This is a genomic window from Micromonospora sp. DT233 (assembly GCF_049841815.1).
Lineage (GTDB): Bacteria > Actinomycetota > Actinomycetes > Mycobacteriales > Micromonosporaceae > Micromonospora.
Window position 1 is genome coordinate 740,404 of record NZ_JBNCLB010000001.1, and the last position, 12,259, is coordinate 752,662.

General features: G+C 75.3%; 10 protein-coding genes. 2 read left to right on the forward strand and 8 right to left on the reverse strand.

Annotated features, from left to right (window positions below; translation table 11 throughout):
* Positions 1–4: 4 nt before the first annotated feature.
* From ftsH to ACLQ2V_RS03565, 3 genes are all read right to left on the reverse strand, one after another.
* Entirely contained in the window at positions 5–2,020 is a 2,016-nt protein-coding gene (ftsH, locus tag ACLQ2V_RS03555) for an ATP-dependent zinc metalloprotease FtsH (protein ID WP_425716855.1), read from the reverse strand.
* Between the two features lie 404 nt (positions 2,021–2,424).
* Positions 2,425–2,997: a hypoxanthine phosphoribosyltransferase gene (gene hpt / locus ACLQ2V_RS03560; protein ID WP_425716856.1), complete on the reverse strand. Its 573-nt coding sequence runs from the start codon at positions 2,995–2,997 to the stop codon at positions 2,425–2,427.
* A 100-nt stretch (positions 2,998–3,097) separates the two neighbouring features.
* Positions 3,098–3,235 (reverse strand): hypothetical protein, encoded by a 138-nt coding sequence (locus ACLQ2V_RS03565; RefSeq protein WP_425716857.1) that lies wholly within the window; start codon positions 3,233–3,235, stop codon positions 3,098–3,100.
* A gap of 150 nt (positions 3,236–3,385) precedes the next feature.
* Here ACLQ2V_RS03565 and ACLQ2V_RS03570 point away from each other — a divergent pair, with 150 nt between their 5' ends.
* On the forward strand, positions 3,386–4,351 hold the full coding sequence (locus ACLQ2V_RS03570) for a GlxA family transcriptional regulator (RefSeq protein ID WP_425716858.1): 966 nt from the start codon (positions 3,386–3,388) through the stop codon (positions 4,349–4,351).
* Between the two features lie 2 nt (positions 4,352–4,353).
* Here ACLQ2V_RS03570 and ACLQ2V_RS03575 read toward each other — a convergent pair whose 3' ends face one another.
* From ACLQ2V_RS03575 to dacB, 4 genes are all read right to left on the reverse strand, one after another.
* On the reverse strand, positions 4,354–5,988 hold the full coding sequence (locus ACLQ2V_RS03575) for a gamma-glutamyltransferase family protein (protein ID WP_425716859.1): 1,635 nt from the start codon (positions 5,986–5,988) through the stop codon (positions 4,354–4,356).
* Positions 5,989–6,123: 135 nt separating this feature from the next.
* Positions 6,124–7,116 (reverse strand): tRNA lysidine(34) synthetase TilS, encoded by a 993-nt coding sequence (tilS, locus tag ACLQ2V_RS03580; RefSeq protein ID WP_425716860.1) that lies wholly within the window; start codon positions 7,114–7,116, stop codon positions 6,124–6,126.
* Positions 7,117–7,126: 10 nt separating this feature from the next.
* Entirely contained in the window at positions 7,127–8,194 is a 1,068-nt protein-coding gene (locus ACLQ2V_RS03585) for a zinc-dependent metalloprotease (protein ID WP_425716861.1), read from the reverse strand.
* Positions 8,195–8,270: 76 nt separating this feature from the next.
* Positions 8,271–9,698, reverse strand: coding sequence for a D-alanyl-D-alanine carboxypeptidase/D-alanyl-D-alanine endopeptidase (gene dacB, locus ACLQ2V_RS03590; protein WP_425717006.1), 1,428 nt, complete (start codon positions 9,696–9,698; stop codon positions 8,271–8,273).
* 577 nt (positions 9,699–10,275) lie between these two features.
* On the opposite strand from dacB, the gene ACLQ2V_RS03595 reads away from it, so the two are divergent.
* Positions 10,276–10,782 (forward strand): inorganic diphosphatase, encoded by a 507-nt coding sequence (locus ACLQ2V_RS03595; RefSeq protein WP_425716862.1) that lies wholly within the window; start codon positions 10,276–10,278, stop codon positions 10,780–10,782.
* 34 nt (positions 10,783–10,816) lie between these two features.
* Here the strand turns inward: ACLQ2V_RS03595 and eccD are convergent, their stop codons facing one another.
* Complete coding sequence (gene eccD / locus ACLQ2V_RS03600) at positions 10,817–12,217, reverse strand: type VII secretion integral membrane protein EccD (RefSeq protein ID WP_425716863.1); 1,401 nt, start codon at positions 12,215–12,217, stop codon at positions 10,817–10,819.
* Between the last annotated feature and the right edge of the window lie 42 nt (positions 12,218–12,259).

Sequence of the window (12,259 nt, forward strand, 5' to 3'; positions counted from 1 at the left end):
GTGCTCAGTGCGTACCGTCCGAGTTGTTCGCGCCCGGGATGCTGCCGGCGACGGACACGCCGTCCGCCTGGGCCTGCACCTTGAGCTTGTCCTTCTCGGCCGGGGTGAGCACCGGGGGCTCGGTGGAGGGCTGACGCTTGCCGAAGCCGTGGTACGGGGCCATCGGCGGGCGCTTGACCACCCGGGAGCAGATGCGGGCCATGTCGGCCGTGGAGAGGGTCTCCTTCTCCATCAGCTCCAGGACGATGTTGTCCAGGACGTCCCGGTATTCCACCAGGATCTCCCAGGCCTCGTCGTGGGCCAGCTCGATCAGCGCCCGCATCTCGCCGTCGATCTCGGCGGCGACGGAGTCGGAGTAGTCCCGCTCGTGGCCCATGTTGCGGCCGAGGAACGGCTCGTCGCCGCTGGTGCCGTACTTGATCGCACCGAGCTTGGAGCTCATGCCGTACTGGGTGATCATCGCGCGGGCCAGTCCGGTGGCCTTCTCGATGTCGTTGCCGGCACCGGTGGTCGGCTCGTGGAAGACCAGCTCCTCGGCGGCCCGACCGCCCAGCGCGTACGCCAGGGTGTCGACCATCTCGGCGCGGGTCTGGGTGTACTTGTCCTCGGTCGGCAGGACCAGGGTGTGGCCCAGCGAGCGGCCGCGGGACAGGATCGTCACCTTGTGCACCGGCGCGGCGTGCGGCAGCGCCCAGGCGACCAGGGCGTGCCCACCCTCGTGGTACGCGGTGATCTTCTTTTCCTGGTCGCTCATCACCCGGGTACGCCGCTGCGGGCCGGCGATCACCCGGTCGATCGACTCCTCCAGGGAGTCGTTGCTGATCGCCCGCTGGTCCTTGCGTGCGGTGAGCAGCGCGGACTCGTTGATCACGTTGGCCAGGTCGGCGCCGCTGAAGCCGGGGGTGCGCCGGGCCACGGCGTCGAGGTCGACGTCGGGGGCGAACGGCTTGCCCTTGGCGTGCACCCGCAGGATGGCCTTGCGGCCCTCCATGTCGGGGGCGTCCACCGGGATCTGCCGGTCGAAGCGGCCCGGACGCAGCAGCGCCGGGTCGAGGATGTCCGGCCGGTTGGTGGCGGCGATCAGGATGACGCCGCCCTTGGTGTCGAAGCCGTCCATCTCGACGAGGAGCTGGTTGAGGGTCTGCTCCCGCTCGTCGTGACCGCCGCCCATGCCGGCGCCGCGGTGGCGACCGACGGCGTCGATCTCGTCGACGAAGACGATCGCCGGGGCGTTCGACTTGGCCTGCTCGAAGAGGTCCCGGACCCGGCTGGCGCCGACGCCGACGAACATCTCGACGAAGTCGGAGCCGGAGATCGAGTAGAACGGCACCCCGGCCTCACCGGCGACGGCGCGGGCCAGCAGCGTCTTACCGGTTCCGGGCGGGCCGAAGAGCAGGACGCCCTTCGGGATCTTGGCGCCCAGGGCCTGGTACTTCGCCGGGTTCTGCAGGAAGTCCTTGATCTCGTGCAGTTCCTCGACGGCCTCCTCGGCGCCCGCGACGTCCGCGAAGGTCGTCTTCGGGGTGTCCTTGGTGATCATCTTCGCCTTGGACTTGCCGAAGTTGAGCACCCGGGAGCCGCCGCCCTGCATCTGCGACATGAAGAACAGCAGCAGGAGCACGAGTAGTGCGATGGGGAGCAGGTTGACCAGCAGGCTCACCCAGACGCTGTCCGACGACACCTTGGTGTCGGCCGGGCCGGTGACCCGGTTCGCCGCCTTGGCGTCGAGGACCTCGTTCCAAATCTGGTCGCCGGCCTCGTACGGGAACTGGGCCTCGATCCGGTCGGTGCTGGTGTCACCGAACTTGGTCTTGCTCTCCAGGTCGAGTTGGAGCGTCTGCTCCTTGTCCTGGAAGACCGCCTTCTTGATCTTGGCGGTATGCAGCTGATCGAGCGCAACGGAAGTGTCCACGCGGTGGTAGCTGGGACCAGCGGTGAACAGCTGACTGAGCACAACGGCGCCGAGGATGACCAGGATGATCCAGACCACCGGTCGGCGGAAGAAACGCGTACGTTCCATGCTGTAATCGAGCGCCGAGGGCGCCCGCATCCTCCTGATCGACGTCCTGACCGTCTGATTGGCTGTCGCCGCCGAGGCGGCGGCCGGGGCCGCCGTGCGGGCCGGCCTCGACCCCGGGGCGCGCAACTGCCGCACCCACGGTCACTCGACGGTACACCGTGCGAGCGACATGCGAGCCTGCGAGCCCAGCAGTTACGCGCAAGGCGAACCGGGTGTGTGCCGGCGTGGCGGGGAGTTTCCCGCCCGGCCCCCGACCGCCCGGTCACGCGGGTCGGGGGAACGGGCGCGAAGGGTACGTCTCCACGCCACCGACCCCTACCGTAGTCCGATCAGCTGAGAACGCGCTGAACGTCCGCTCGATGCGGGCCGAGATGGGCGAAGCCGGCACCCCCGGCTGCCCGGCCTCAGGCGCGGGCGTAGACCTCGGGCTTGAGCACGCCGACGTAGGGCAGCTCGCGGTAGCGCTCGCCGAAGTCGAGGCCGTAGCCGACGACGAACTCGGTCGGGATGTCGAAGCCGACGTACTTCACCGGCACCGGGACCTTGACCGCGTCCGGCTTGCGGAACAGGGCGACGACCTCGACGCTGGCCGCCGAGCGCGACTCCAGGTAGCGCAGCAGCCAGGACAGGGTCAGCCCGGAGTCGACGATGTCCTCGACGACGACCACGTGCCGGCCGGCGATGTCCCGGTCCAGGTCCTTGAGGATGCGTACCACCCCGGAGGAGGTGGTGCCCTGCCCGTACGAGGAGATGGCCATGAAGTCGAGCTCGACGGGGGGGCCCTGCCGGCCGAGCGCCCGGGCGAAGTCGGCCATGAACATGACCGCGCCCTTGAGCACGCAGACGAGCAGCAGCCCGTCGACGTTGGCGTAGTCCGCCGATATCTGTTTGGCCAGTTCCGCCGTCTTCTCGCGGATCTGCGCCTCGGAAATGATCACGTGGTCGATGTCGGCGTCGTACCAGGAGCCGTCAGCCATGGCTCCTAGCCTGCCGTACGCCGGATGCCTCCCGTCGGCGGGGCCGCCTCTTTCGGCAACCCCGCCACCGGAATTTTCTCCGCAAAGGACGCAATTCGGATCAGCAGGCGCAGGACCGCCACCGGCGGCCGTCGTCGGAGGGCTTCCAGTCCGCCGAGTCCCGGCTGTCGGCCACCCGGCCGGACGCCGAGGCGGCGGCGAGGAGGAGCACGAGAAGCAGAAAGAGCAGGAATCCCATGGCGGCGCTCGCTTTCGTGTGGTTTAGGGGGTTGTCACCGCCGATGCGCATCGGACTGACACCAGCCTGCGCGCCGATCCGCCCGTCCGACAGTGGCAGCAATGCCGCCGGCCCTCGATTTTCTGCCACCCCTGCCGTTACCCTCGTCACATGCTGCGTTCCGTCGCCGTCGTCGCGCTCGACCAGGTGGCCCCCTTCGACCTCGGGGTGCTCGCCGAGGTCTTCGGCACCGACCGGGCCGACGACGACTTCCCCACCTACCGGTTCAGCATCTGCACCGTCGACGGCGTGCCGGTGCGTACCGCCGCCGGGTTCCACCTCACGCCGCACGCCGGCCTCGCTCCGATCGAGGACGCCGACCTGGTCGCCGTGCCCGCGCACCCCAGCGGCACGGGCGTCCCACCGGCGGTGCTGGCCGCGCTGCGCCGGGCGCAGGCCCGCGGCGCGTACGTGCTGAGCGTCTGCACCGGGGCGTTCATGCTCGGCGAGGCCGGGCTGCTCGACGGCCGGGAGTGCACCACCCACTGGCGGCACGTCGACGAGTTGCAGCGCCGCAACCCCCTGGCCCGGGTCCGCTGCAACTCGCTCTACGTGGCCGACGGCCGCCTGCTCACCAGCGCCGGCACGGCCGCCGGCATCGACGCCTGCCTGCATCTCGTACGCCAGGAGCACGGCTCGGCCACCGCGACCCGGCTGGCCCGCCGGATGGTCGTGCCGCCGCACCGCGACGGCGGCCAGTCCCAGTACGTGGAGGCCCCGATCGCGAAGGCGCCCGAGGCGCCCACCCTGGAGCCCGTCCTCGAATGGCTGATCGGGCACCTGGACCGGCCGGTGACCGTCGACGAGCTGGCCGCCCGAGCGGGCATGGCCCCGCGTACCTTCGCCCGGCGGTTCCGCGCCGAGACCGGCACCACCCCGCACGACTGGCTGACCAACCAGCGGGTGCTGCTGGCCCGGCGACTGCTGGAGGAGACCGGGCTGAGCGTGGAGAGCGTCGCCGACCGGGCCGGCTTCGGCGACGCGGCGGCCCTGCGGCACCACTTCGGGCGGCGGGTCGGCACCACCCCGCACACCTACCGGAGGACCTTCCGCGACCGGGTGGCGGCGACCGGCTGACCTCAGTAGCCGACCGCCGTGCCGTCCACCCGCGACTCCGTGCCGGCCACCCACCCGCCCTCGGGGTGCCGCCAGATCGCCTGCCCGTACCCGAAGACCGAGGGCTCGTCGGCGACGGTGATCTCGTGACCCCGGGCGCGCAGCCCCGCGACCACCCCGGGCCGGGCCGCCAGCTCCGGCTCGACGAGCAGTGACCGGCCGGCGTGCCAGTACCAGCGCGGCGCGTCCAGGGCGGCCTGTGGGTCGAGGCCGGCGTCCAGGGTGGCCGACAGCAGCTGCACGTGCCCCTGTGGCTGCATGTGCCCGCCCATCACCCCGAACGGGCCGACCGGCTCGCCGTCGCGGGTCAGGAATCCCGGGATGATCGTGTGGAACGGCCGCCGGGCGGGACCGACGACGTTCGGGTGCGCCGGGTCGAGCCGGAAGCCCAGGCCCCGGTTCTGCAACGCGAAGCCGTGACCGGGCAGCACCACGTGCGAGCCGAAGGCCAGGTAGCCGGACTGGATCAGGCTGACCATCATCCCGCCGGCGTCGGCGGCGCAGAGGTAGACGGTCCCGCCGCGCTCCGGGTCGCCGGCCGTCGGGGTGCCCGCCCGGTCACCGACCGCCGCCCGGCGGGCCGCCGCGTACCGGGGGTCGAGCAGTGCCTCGGTCGGCACCCGCGCCCGCTCCGGGTCGGCGACGTGGGCGTGCGCGTCGGCGAAACCGAGCTTCATCGCCTCGACCTGCCAGTGCAGCCCCTCCTCGGCCGGCAGCGCGGCGAGGTCGACCCCGTCGAGGACGCCCAGCGCCAGCAGCGCGGCGACGCCCTGCCCGTTCGGCGGCAGCTCCCACACGTCGTGGCCCCGGTACCGGACGCCGATCGGCTGCACCCAGGTCGACCGGTGTCGGGCCAGGTCGTCGCCCGTGAGCAGCCCGCCCGTGCGGGCGGCGTGCGCGTCCAGCGCCGCGGCGATCCGCCCCCGGTAGAAGTCCTCGGCTCCGGTGGCGGCGATCCGGCGCAGGGTGGCGGCGGCGTCGGGGTTGCGCCACCGCTGCCCCGGTCGGGGCGCCCGGCCGCCGATGGTGAAGACCCGGTCGAACTCGGCGTACTCCGCGCCGGTCAGGCCGGCGTGCCCGGCCACCCCCCGGGCCCAGGTCGCCGCCGCGCCGGGGCTGACGGGGTGGCCGTGCTCGGCGTACCCGATGGCGTCGGCGAAGAGCTCGGCGAAGGGCAGCGAGCCGAACCTGTCGTGCAGGTCCCGCCAGCCGGCCGGGGCGCCGGGGACGGTGACGGGGAGCCAGCCATGGGCCGGCATCGCCGGCCCCCGGCCCTGGTCACCGCCGAGCGCGTCCACCGGCTCGCCGGCCCGCCCGCCGGTCGCGGCCAGCACCGTTTCGCGGGTGAGTGTGGCCGGGGACCGGCCGGAGGCGTTCAGCCCGTGCAGCCGTGCGCCGTCCCAGACGATCGCGAAGAGGTCGCCGCCGATGTCGTTCGAGGCCGGCTGCACCACGGTCAGGGTGATCGCGGTGGCCAGCGCGGCGTCCACCGCGTTGCCGCCGCGCCGCAGCACGGCCAGGCCGGCCGCCGCGGCCAGCGGGTGGCTGGTGGCCACCGCGCCGTTCGGGGCGAAGAGCGGCTCTCGGGGGTACGCCATCCGCCATGTCTACCGCTCGGCTGCCGGGCGTGGGAACCCCCGCCGCCGCCCCGCACGGAGCCGGCCGCCGAGCCCGGCGGACCGCGACGGAGGGACCCGCCGGTGGCGAGCCGTTCCACCCGCCCCGCAGCCCGGTCAGTCGGCGGCGGTGAGCCGGCCGGCGTGGCGGGCCACCCGGATCCCGCCCGGCAGGTACGCCGGCCCCTGCCCGCGCCAGCCGGTGACCAGGGCGTCCAGCGCGGCGACGTGCCGGTGGGAGAGCGCGGCGGGCGGTGCGCCCAGCTCCCGGGCCCAGGCGTGCAGCACCCGGGTCCGGATCGCCGGGGCGAGCCCGGCCAGCGCCGCCACGGCCAGCCCTCCACCGGCCGCGCGCACCCCGCCCGCGGCCAGGGCGGCGGCGGCCAGCTCGTCGAGGGCCGCCGTGTCGGCCGCCACCAGCCGGGCGGTCCGCGCCAGGTTCTCCAGCACGCCCGCGCCGAGCGCCCGGACCAGCGCCGGAAGCACGTCGGCGCGGACCCGGGCCCGCGCGTACGAGGGGTCGGTGTTGTGCGGGTCCGCCCAGGGGGACAGCCCCAGCGCGGCGCACGCCTTGCGGGTCTCCTCCCGGCCCACCCCCAGCAGGGGGCGCAGCAGCGGCACCCCGGCGAGGTCCCGCTCGGGCGGCATCCCGGCCAGCCCGCGCGGGCCGGCGCCCCGGGCCAGCGCGAGCAGCACCGTCTCCGCCTGGTCGTCGCGGGTGTGCCCGGTGAGCAGCGCCGAAGCGCCGTGGCGGCGGGCCGCCTCGGTCAGCGCCTCGTAGCGGGCGGCCCGGGCGGCGGCCTCCGGGCCGCCGGGGCGGCCGGCGACCTCGACGCGTACCGCCTCGGCGGGGGCGAACCCGACGGCGGCGGCCCAGGCCGCGACGTCGGCGGCCCGCCGGTCGGAGCCGGCCTGCAGGGCGTGGTCGACGGTGACGAGCCCCGCCCGGCGGCCGAGCCGGGGCGCGACGAACGCCGTGGCGGCGGCGAGGGCGAGCGAGTCCGCCCCGCCGGAGCAGGCCACCAGCACCGGCCCGTCGCCGGGCAGCCCGGTCAGCGCGCGGCGGACCGCGAGCCGCAGCGCGGCGACCGGCGGGGCGAGCGCGGCCATCGGCGCCTGGTCAGCCGGCGGTCGGCGCGGCGGCGGCCGGCCCGTGCACCCGGGCCACCCAGGCGGCCGGGTCGCCCAGCTCGTCGAGCCGGGGCAGGGTCAGCGGGGACCCGAAGATCTTGTTGAAGCCTGCCATGCCGACCCGGTCGACGACGCCGTGGACGAACCTGCGCCCCTCGGCGTACTGGCGCATCTTGACGTCGACGCCGAGCAGCCGGCGGATCGCCTTCTCCACCGGGCTGCCCGCCTCGCGGCGGCGGTTGAACCCGGCCCGGATCCGCTCGACGCTGGGGATGACCTGCGGGCCGACGCCGTCCATCACGAACTCGGCGTGCCCCTCCAGCAGGGTCATCAACGCGGTGAGCCGGTCCAGCACCGCCCGCTGGGCGGGGGTCTGCACGATGTCCAGCATGCTGGCGCGGCTCTCCGGGTCCTTCACCGCGTCGGAGAGGGTGGCCACGCCCCGGCGCAGCCGATCCAGCAGGTGCTCGCCGCCCTGCGAGGCGTCCACGAACGCCTGCACCTCACCGAGGAAGTACGCCCGCATCCAGGGCACGGCGGTGAACTGCGTGCGGTGGGTGACCTCGTGCAGGCACACCCAGAGCCGGAAGTCGCGCGGGTCGGCCCCCAGCTTCCGCTCCACCTCGACGATGTTGGGCGCGACCAGCACCAGCTGGCCGGGGTCGGCGGAGAAGACCTCGTACTGGCCGAGGACCCGGCCGGAGAGGTACGCCAGCACGGTGCCGGCCTGGACCCCGGTGACCCGGGAGCCGATCGCCTCGGTGAGCGGGCCCGGCCGCTTGTCGGCGGAGAGCCGGTCGACCAGGGGGGTGATCACCTCACGCAGGCCGGCGATGTTGGTCGCCGCCCAGTCCCGCCGGTCCACCACCCGCACCGGCGGGTGGGCCACCTGCGCGCGCAGCCCGCTGTAGTCGGCCACGTGCCCGGCCGCCTCGTCGGTCAGTTGCCGCAGGTCGGAGACCACCTCGGTGGCCTCGGCGTACGACACCCGAGGCCCCGACCTGCCCAGTGCCCCCGCGGTCGCGGCGGCCAGATCCCAGTCCACGAACTGCGCCATCTCCCCACCGTACCCGCGCCGGACACCCCCACCTTCCGGTGCTGGCAGGACGGAACGCCACGAAGGCCCCGACCGGTCAGCCGCAGCCGCACCCGGCCAACGCCGAGGTGATCCGGTCGAGGGCGCGACGGGTGTCGTCGAGGGAGCCGGCCGGGGCCCGGTCGGTGAGCACGGCGAAGGTGAGCAGCCGACCGTCGGCGGTGGTGACCAGTCCGGCGATGGCATGCACCCCGGTCAGGGTGCCGGTCTTGGCGCGGACCCGGCCGGCCCCGGCCGCCGTGGCCGGCACCTGGTACCGCCCGCCGAGGGTGCCCGACCAGGCGGCGACCGGCAGGCCGCCGAAGATGGCGGCCAGTTCCGGGTGCGTGCCGTTGCCGGCGAGCGCGATGAGGTCGGTCAGCAGGGAGGGGCTGATCCGGTTGCTCCGGGACAGCCCGCTGCCGTCGGCCAGGGTGAGCTCGTCGGCGGCCAGGCCCAGCTCGCCGATGACGATGTCCATCGCGGCCGCCCCGCCGACGAAGGACGCCGGCTTCTCGCGGGCCAGCGCCACCTGCCGGGCCAGCGCCTCGGCGATCACGTTGTCACTGTCGGTGATCATGATGTTGACGAGCCGGATCAGCGGCAGCGACTCGACCTGCCCCAGCTCGGTGCCGGGGGTGCCGACCGCGCCCGTCACGCCCGCCTCGGCCGACGGCGCGTTGCCCCGGGCCACCTCGGCGGCGCTGCCGGAGAGGCCGAGCAGCCCGGCGAAGGCGCGACCGGCCGCGAGGTCCGGTTGGGGGTGGCGCTCCGCCCAGCCGTGGGCGGACTCGAAGTTCTTCCGCGCGTCGCGCGGGTCCCGGCGGGCGCCGTCGGTCATCAGGGCGCTGATCGCCGCGCCGAAGCCGCCGGTGGGGATGTCGGAGTCCCAGCCCGGCTCGTACACCGGGCCGGGGAAGAGCGAGGAGTCGACGATGACCTTGGTCGGCGCGGTGCCGCCGAGCGCCTGGCGCACCTGCTTGGCGAGGTCGTCGAGGCGGGCCGCGCCGGGATAGAAGCCGTTCGCGCCGACGGCGAGGGTGGGGTCGCCGCCGCCGACGAGGACCACCTCGCCGGGGGTCGCGCCGGCCACCGCCCGGGTCGGGATGCGGTGGTCGGGCCCCCGGGCCGCCAGCACGGTGACGGCGGTCGCCAGCTTGGTCACCGAGGCGGGCACGGTGGCGTCGTCGCCGCCCCGGGCGTACAGCGACCGGCCGGTCGTCACGTCGGCCACCGACACGTTGACCCGGCTGCCCAGCTCGGGGGCCCGCAGCAGCGGATCGAGCGCGGCGCGCACCCCGTCGGGGGTGGGCTCCGGCGCGTTGGCGTCCGGGCCGGCCAGCACCGGGGCCGGGTCCGGCTCGGCGGCCTCGGTGGTCGGCCGGGCGGTGGGCCCGTCCGCGCCGAACCAGCCGGCGACCGGCCCGGGTCGGACCACGGCCACCCCGGCGCCCACGACGAGCAGCAGCAGCACCACCGCCAGCACGGCCAGCCGGCGACCTCGCCTGCGGGCCGGCGGGGGCCCGCCGACCGGCGACCCGGCCGCACCGGCGGGGCCACCCGGCGCGGTGGGGCCAGCCGGGGGCCCAGGCGACCCGGCCGCACCGGCGGGGCCGCCCGGCCCGGCGGGGGACGCCGGGTGTGCCGCGGTGGCGAATTCGGGGTTGCCGGCGGCGGGGGCGACCGGCGGGCGGTCCGGGGGCCGCCACGCCGGTGGCGGCGGCCGTTCGCCCGCCGTGGAGAGCACGGCGGTGGCCTCCGGGTCCACGTCGGCGGCGGGCGGTTCGGGGGCACGGGGGACGTTCGCCCCGGGCACCGACACCCGCCCGGTCACCGACCCGGAGTCCGCAGTTCCACCCTTCCCACCCGCAGGCTCCTCCGGGCGGTATTGTGAATCTTCCCTCCCCACGACCCCCTCCTCCCCGCGTGGAAAACAGCTTGGGTGACACTACTTCGGTCCGAAGACTAGGCGGCGGCCGGAGCGGCAGGTGGGGATTTCACCTGCCCGCAAGCGGTGCCGCAGTTTCCGTTAGCCAGCGTGGGCAGACGAGGGAGCGTGGGAAATGGATTTCGACGTCACGGTTGAGATCCCCAAGGGTCACCGCAACAAGTACGAGGTGGACCACGCGACCGGCCGGATCCGGCTGGACCGCACCCTCTTCACCTCCACCCAGTACCCGGCCGACTACGGGTTCATCGAGGGCACCCTGGGCGCGGACGGCGACCCGCTCGACGCCCTCGTGCTGGTCCCCGAGCCGACCTTCCCGGGCTGTCTGATCCGCTGCCGCACCATCGGCATGTTCCGGATGACCGACGAGAAGGGCGGGGACGACAAGGTCCTCTGCGTGCCCTACGAGGACCCGCGCCAGGAGCACCTGCGCGACATCCACCACCTGGGCGAGTTCGACCGCCTGGAGATCCAGCACTTCTTCGAGGTCTACAAGGACCTGGAGCCGGGCAAGTCGGTCGAGGGCGCGACCTGGGTCGGCCGGGTCGAGGCCGAGGCCGAGGTCCACAAGTCGTACCGGCGGGCCAAGGACGCCGAGGAGCACGGCGAGTCGACGCACTGATCGACGGCAGCCCTCGACGGGCCCGCCGGGTCGCTCAACCGAGCAGCCCGCGGGCCCGTTCGTACAGGTCGAGCACCGCGCAGGCCACCGGCACCACGGCGACCACCAGCGCGGTGTCGGTCAGGTCGGCGGCCCGACCCAGGTACGGGGAGACTGGCCGGCGGGCGTACGTGGTGCCGGCGGCGACCGCGACCAGGGCCACCGCCAGCCCGGCGACGGCCAGCGGCCACCGCCCGGCCGCCCCCGGCCCGGTGGCGAGCACCCCGCCGAGCAGGGCGAACCCGGTCAGCCCGGCGACCACCGGCGGCACCCGGTGGCGCAGCGCCACGAAGAGCCGGGACCGCAGCAGCAGCACGGCGGAGACGACCGCCACCAGCACCCGCCCCGCCACCCCGCCCGTCGCGGCGAGCACCGCCGCCGCCCCGGCGGCCAGCGCGGCGTGCCCGAGCAGCAGCCCGGTGAGCATCTCCTCGGTGCGGGCCACGGCGGCGTGCACCCGGGCCCGGTCCGGCAGGTCCCGGGCGGCCTCGCCGTCGCCCGGCCCGTCGCCCGGCAGGGTGATCGGCGGCAGCGGCAGCCGGCCCAGCCGGATGGCCAGCAGCGGCAGCGCCCCCAGCGCGAAGACCAGCACGCAGACCAGCACCGCCGCCGCGCCCCGCGCCGACAGCGCCAGGGCACCCAGGGCGGCGAGCGCGCCGACCCCGCCGAGGGTCGCGCCGGCCACGAAGACCCGCCCCCGGGCGGCCACCCCGAGCAGCCCCAGCACCGCCACCAGCAGCAGCGCCACCGCGCCGGCCAGCGCCTCGGGGGCGCCGAGCCAGCGCAGCGCCGGCAACGGGCCGACCGGGTCGCCGGAGCTGACCGCGAGGGCGCCTGCGGTGGCGGCGTACGGCAGGGCGTAGCCGCCCAGCGTCGCGCCGGTCGCGGCGTCGCCGTACGCGCGGGAGGCGACCGTGCCCGCGACGGTGAGCAGCAGCGCCACCGCGGCGGAGACCGGCCAGCCGGCGCGGTCGGCCGGCCCGGCGGCGAGCACGGCCAGCAGCCCCACCCCGAGCGGGACGGCCGCCCCGGCCAGGGCGGCGGCCCGGGTGGCGGCCGGCGACCAGGCGGCACCCCGGCGGCGGGCACCGTCGGCGATCACCTCGACCACGTCGTCGTACTCCAGCTCGGGCCAGTGCGCGCGGGCGGGCACCAGGTGCAGCACCTCGCCGTCGCGGACGCCCTGGGCCAGCAGCGCCTGGGCGGTGACCAGCGGCGCACCGTCGGTGCGGCGCAGCACCCAGCCGCCGTGTCGCTCCCCGTCGTCGGCCAGCCCCTCGCCGGCGTGCCGCAGCACCTCGGGCAGCAGCTCGGCCAGCGGGACCTGCTCGGGCAGGGCGACGTCGAGCCGGCGCCGGGGGGCGTTGATCGTGACACGGGCCAGCCCGGTGGTCATCGACGCGTCTCCATTACAGGGGCGGGTGGCGGCTGCGCGGAC